2 protein-coding genes are annotated in these 5654 nt (G+C 66.0%); both read left to right on the forward strand.

Features of this window, described 5'->3' with window-relative positions; genetic code table 11:
* A partial coding sequence (locus BMX85_RS29780; protein WP_143068117.1) for a phosphopantetheine-binding protein occupies window positions 1-777 on the forward strand: 777 nt, incomplete at its 5' end.
* A partial coding sequence (locus BMX85_RS29785; protein WP_143068118.1) for a non-ribosomal peptide synthetase occupies window positions 778-5654 on the forward strand: 4877 nt, incomplete at its 3' end. It abuts the gene before it with no gap.

Here is a 5654-nt window from a genome sequence, read left to right on the forward strand (position 1 = left end):
GTGGCCGGCGACGGTCTGGCGCGCGGTTATCTCGGCCGCCCCGGCCTGAGCGCGGAGCGCTTCATCGCCGATCCGTTCGGCGCCGATGGCGAGCGCTTGTACCGCACCGGCGACCTGGTTCGTTGGAACCAGGACGGCCAGCTGGAATACCTGGGCCGTATCGACCACCAGGTCAAGATCCGTGGCTTCCGCATCGAGCTGGGAGAAATCGAGGCGCAACTGCTGGCGCAGGCGGAAGTGCGCGAGGCGGTGGTGTTGGCCCTGGAAGGTCCGGCCGGCGCGCGCCTCGTGGGTTACGTCTCGGCGCAGGCCGGACAAACGCTGCTCGCGGCCGAGCTGCGCGAGAAGCTGGGCGAAACGCTGCCCGACTATATGGTGCCGTCGGCGATCGTGGTGATGGACGCGCTGCCGATCAACGCCAACGGCAAGGTTGACCGCAAGGCACTGCCGGAGCCGGGCTTTGAAAGCGCCGGCGAGTACGAGGCGCCGCAGGGGGACACGGAAGTGGCGCTGGCCGCCATCTGGGCCGACATTCTGGGCGTCGAGCGGGTCGGACGTCACGACAACTTCTTTGAGCTGGGAGGTCACTCGCTGCTGGCGTTGCGCTTGCAAAGCGCGACGCAGCTACACCTGTCGCGCCATCTTCCGCTGCGCACCTATTGGGAACACCCGACACCCGCTTCGCTGGCCGAATGGATGTCTCAATCATCCGACAGTGCCGCCGAGGCGAACGATATCGAACAAATGACCACGCTTTTAGAGCAGTTGGAGTATTGAATGGCAATCAGCAAACATGACATCGCGGTGCGATTTTCCAGCCTTCCGGCCGAAAAGCAGAAGACGTTTCTAAACGCGCTGAAAGCGCAGGGCATCGATTTCGGCCAACTGCCGATCGTGCCCGCGCGGACGGCTGGCGGAAAGGCGCTGTCCTATGCGCAAACCCGCCAGTGGTTCCTGTGGAAGCTGGAGCCCGACACCACGGCCTATCATATCAGTGGGGCATTGAGGCTGAGCGGGGAACTCGATATCGACGCGCTCAAAAGCGCGTTCGACGCGCTGGTGGCGCGGCACGACTCGCTGCGCACCGTGTTCCGTGCCGGGGAGGACGGCAAAGTTGAGCAAGTCATACAGGACGCGGCAGCAGCGCATCTGGAACAGATCGACCTCAGAGGCGGGTCGGGCGATGAACTGGCGGCACGGGTGCATGACGAAGTGGCGCGTTTGCACCAGGCCACATTCGATCTTGAGCGCGGGCCATTGCTGCGCGTTGGACTGATACGCGAAGCCGCCGACAGGCACGTGCTGGTAGTGGTGATGCATCACATCGTCTCGGACGGGTGGTCGATGGGGATCATCATCAACGAGTTCGTGGCACAGTACCGCGCCAGGGTGGAAGGCTCGCTGTCCCAACTGCCGGTGTTGCCATTGCAGTACGCCGATTACGCCGCCTGGCAGCGCAACTGGCTCGAAGCCGGTGAAAAGGAACGTCAACTGTCGTATTGGAGCGCGCAGCTGGGCACCGAACACCCCGTGCTGCAACTCTCGACCGATCATCCGCGCCAGCCCGGCGGGACGTATCGCGCGGCGCGCCACGCCATCGAGCTGCCGGCGGATTTGACGCAAAGCCTGCAACGACGCGCGCAAGCACACGGCGCCACGTTGTTCATGGCGCTGCTGGCGGGCGTGCAGGTATTGCTGTCGCGGCACACGGGGCAGTCCGATATCCGGGTCGGCGTCGCCATCGCCAATCGTCACCGCGTCGAGACGTCGGGCCTGGTGGGCTTCTTCGTCAATACGCAGGTGCTGCGCAACGTTATCGACGGCAGGGAGAGCCTGACGCAGGTATTGGAGCGTGCCAGGGAGGCTGCGTTAGGAGCGCAGACCTATCAGGATTTACCCTTCGAGCAGTTGGTCGAGGCGCTGCGGCCGGAGCGCCAGCTTGGCGCCAATCCCCTGTTTCAGGTGATGGTGAACCATCAGCGGCAGGAACAGGCGCTCTCGCGGCAGCTGCCCGGCCTCACGCTGGAGAACTACCCGATGGGCGGGCAGGGGGCGCAGTTTGAACTCACGGTCGACACGTCCGAGGACGCCGATGGCCGGGTGCGCGTGAGCTTCACCTACGCCTGCGAATTGTTCGAGGCCGGAACCATAGCGCGCATGGGCGATCATTACCTGGCCGTGCTGCAGGCGCTGGCCGACCGCCCGGAGCAGGCTTGCGGCCAGGTGGCGCTGCCGGCGGCCGCGGAACAGCGGCAGTTGCTGGAGTGGGGTGTGAACCCGCAGCGTTATTCGCACCTGGAACCGGTACATCGCTTGATCGAAAGGCGCGTGCTGGAGACTCCACAATCGACGGCATTGCAGTTCGGGGCCGCCTCGCTGAATTATGCCGACATGAACCGGCGCGCCAACCGGCTGGCGCACCACCTGATCAAACTGGGCGTGCGGCCCGATGCGAAAGTCGGCGTCGCCCTTGAGCGCTCATTGGACATGGTGGTGGGACTGCTCGCGGTGTTGAAGGCGGGAGCGGCCTATGTGCCGCTGGACCCGGAGTATCCGGCCGAGCGCCTGGCCTACATGCTGGAGGATAGCGGCATCGCGCTGCTGCTGACCCAGGGCGCGGTGCATGAGGCGCTGCCGCCGGTGGCGGGATTGCGGGTGCTGCGTCTGGACGCGCTCGATCTTGCCGGCGAGCCGGAAGAAAACCCCCGGGTCGAGACCCACGCCGATCATCTGGCCTATGTGATTTATACCTCCGGCTCGACCGGGCGGCCCAAGGGCGTGATGGTGCGTCATGGCGCCTTGAGCCATTTCATGGCCAGCATGGCGATGGCGCCGGGCATGTCCGCCGACGACATCCTGGTCGCGGTCACCTCGCTGTCGTTCGACATCGCGGCGCTGGAACTCTATCTGCCGCTGCTGCAAGGCGCACGCGTGGTGATCGCCTCGCGCGACGTCGCGCGCGACGGCGAGGCATTGGCGGGGTTGATCGCGCAAAGCGGCGCCACAGTGCTGCAATGCACCCCGGCCAGCTGGCGCATGCTGCTGGCCGGCGGCTGGCGCGGTTCGCCGGGACGGCGTTTCAAGGGCTTGTGCGGTGGCGAAGCGCTTCAGCAGGATCTGGCGCGGAACCTGGCGGGCCTCGGTGTCGATCTGTGGAATATGTATGGTCCGACCGAAACAACGATCTGGTCGTCGGCGGGGCCGGCGGCCGATGGTTTGAATATAGGGATCGCCATCGCCGACACCCGGCTCTTGGTGCTCGATCCCGCGCTGCAGGCGGCGCCGATCGGCGTTCCCGGCGAACTGTATATCGCCGGCGCGGGCCTGGCGCGCGGCTATCTGCACCGTCCCGGCTTGAGCGCGGAGCGCTTCGTCGCCGACCCGTTCGGCGGCGACGGCGGGCGGCTCTATCGCACGGGCGACCTGGTACGCTGGACCGGCGCGGGTCAATTGGAATATCTGGGGCGCCTGGACCACCAGGTCAAGATCCGTGGCTTCCGCATCGAGCTTGGCGAGGTGGAGACGGAATTACTGGCGCAACCCGAGGTAAGGGAGGCCGTGGTTGTGGCGTTGGGCGGTGCGGGCGGCGTGCGTTTGGCCGCCTACGTGGCGATGACGGCCGGCCAAGTCGTCTCGGTGGGCGAGTTGCGCGAGCGCTTGGCGCGGGCGCTGCCGGACTACATGGTCCCTTCGGCGATCGTGGTGCTGGAAAGTCTGCCGTTGAACGTCAACGGCAAGGTGGATCGCAAGGCGCTGCCGGATCCTGGCCACGAGAACGCAGCTGGCTACGAGGCCCCCCACGGGGATGTGGAGGAAGCGCTGGCCGCGATTTGGGCCGAGGTGCTGGGCGCCGAACGCGTGGGGCGCAACGACAACTTCTTCGAACTGGGTGGCCATTCGCTTCTGGCCCTGAGTGTGCTGGAACGCATGCGCGGGCAAGGCATGACCGTACAGGTCCGCACGCTGTTCCAGCACCCGGTGCTGGCCGCCTTCGCCCGGGAGGTCGCGCGCGACGATGACCGGCGCGACGTGGTGGTGCCGGACAACTTGATTCCTGTGGACGCGCGGGCGATCGCACCGGAGATGCTGACGCTGATCGAACTGGATGCCGCGCAGATCGCGCGCATCGAGCCGGCGGTGCCAGGTGGCGCCGCCAATATCCAGGATATTTATCCGCTGGCGCCGCTCCAGGAAGGGATTTTGTTCCACCACATGCTTCAGGGCCAGGGCGACGCCTATGTCACGCCGCACCTGCTTGGCTTTGACAGCCGGGAAAGGCTGGAGCGCTTCATCGCCAGTTTCAATCGGGTGATCGTGCGCCACGATATCCTGCGCACTGCGGTGTTGTGGGAGGGTTTGGCGGAGCCGGTGCAGGTGGTGCTGCGCCAGGCTGAATTGTCCATAGAGTGGTTGCCGGTCCTGGCGGGCGGGGACGCTGCCATGAGGCTGAATGACCATGTCGACCCGCTGCGCCATCGTATCGACGTGCGCCGCGCGCCGATGGTACGCGCCGTAGCGTTGCAGGACGTCACACATGGCCGCTGGCTATTGCAGCTGCCCGGCCACCACCTGGTGCTGGACCATACGACACTGGAATTGATCGTCGCGGAGATCTCACTGATCCAGCAGGGGCGGGCGGTGGAGTTGCCCGCGCCGGTGCCGTTCCGCCGCTTCGTGGCGCAGTCGCGCCTCGGCGTGAGCGTGGCCGAGCACGAGGCATTTTTCAAGGCCATGCTGGCGGACGTCGACGAACCAACAGGCCCGTTCGGCGTGATCGACGTGCTGGGCGACGGCTCCGGCATCGAGGAGTCGCGGATGCCGTTACCGTCTGGATTGTCGGCCCAAGTTCGCGAGCAGGCGCGCCGCCATGGGGTTGGCGCGGCCAGTCTGTTCCATTTGGCGTGGGCACTGGTGCTGTCCAAGGCCACCGGCAAGGACGACGTGGTGTTCGGCACGGTGCTGTCGGGCCGTATGCAAGGTGGCGAAGGCGGCATTCGCGCGCTGGGCATGTTCATCAACACGCTGCCGCTGCGGGTAAAACTTGGCGCGCGCGGTGTGTTGCAAAGCCTGCGCGAAACCCAGGCCGGCTTGACGGGTTTGATGGATCACGAGCATGCCAGCCTGTCGCTGGCGCAACGCTGTAGCGCGCTGGCGGGAGGCACGCCGCTGTTTTCCGCTCTGCTGAATTATCGACGCGGCTCGCCGCAAAAGGCAGGCGCTCATGTCGTATGGGAGGGTATGGAATCGCTCGGTGACGAGGAGCGGACCAACTATCCGCTGGGGATGTCGGTCGACGACCTGGGTCGCGATTTCGGGCTGGTGGCGCTTGCCGACCGTCGGATTGGCGCGGCGCGGATTTGCCGGTACATGCTGGCGGCGGTGGAGGGCATTGTGTGCGCCTTGACGGTGGCGCCTGAGCGTGCGGTCGGCGAAGTGGAACTGTTAAGCGCGGACGAGCGCGAGCAGCTCAGGGACTGGGGAGTCAACCCGGCCAGCCACGCGAACATCACGCCGGTGCACCAGCTGTTCGAGCGCAGGGCGCTTGAGTCGCCGCCGGCTACGGCGCTGCTGTTCGGCGACGAATCGCTGACCTACATGGCGCTGAACCAGCGCGCCAACCGGCTGGCGCACCGCCTGATCAAGCTCGGTGTCGG

It is taken from the genome of Duganella sp. CF517, assembly GCF_900110275.1.
Taxonomy (GTDB): Bacteria; Pseudomonadota; Gammaproteobacteria; order Burkholderiales; family Burkholderiaceae_D; genus Rugamonas.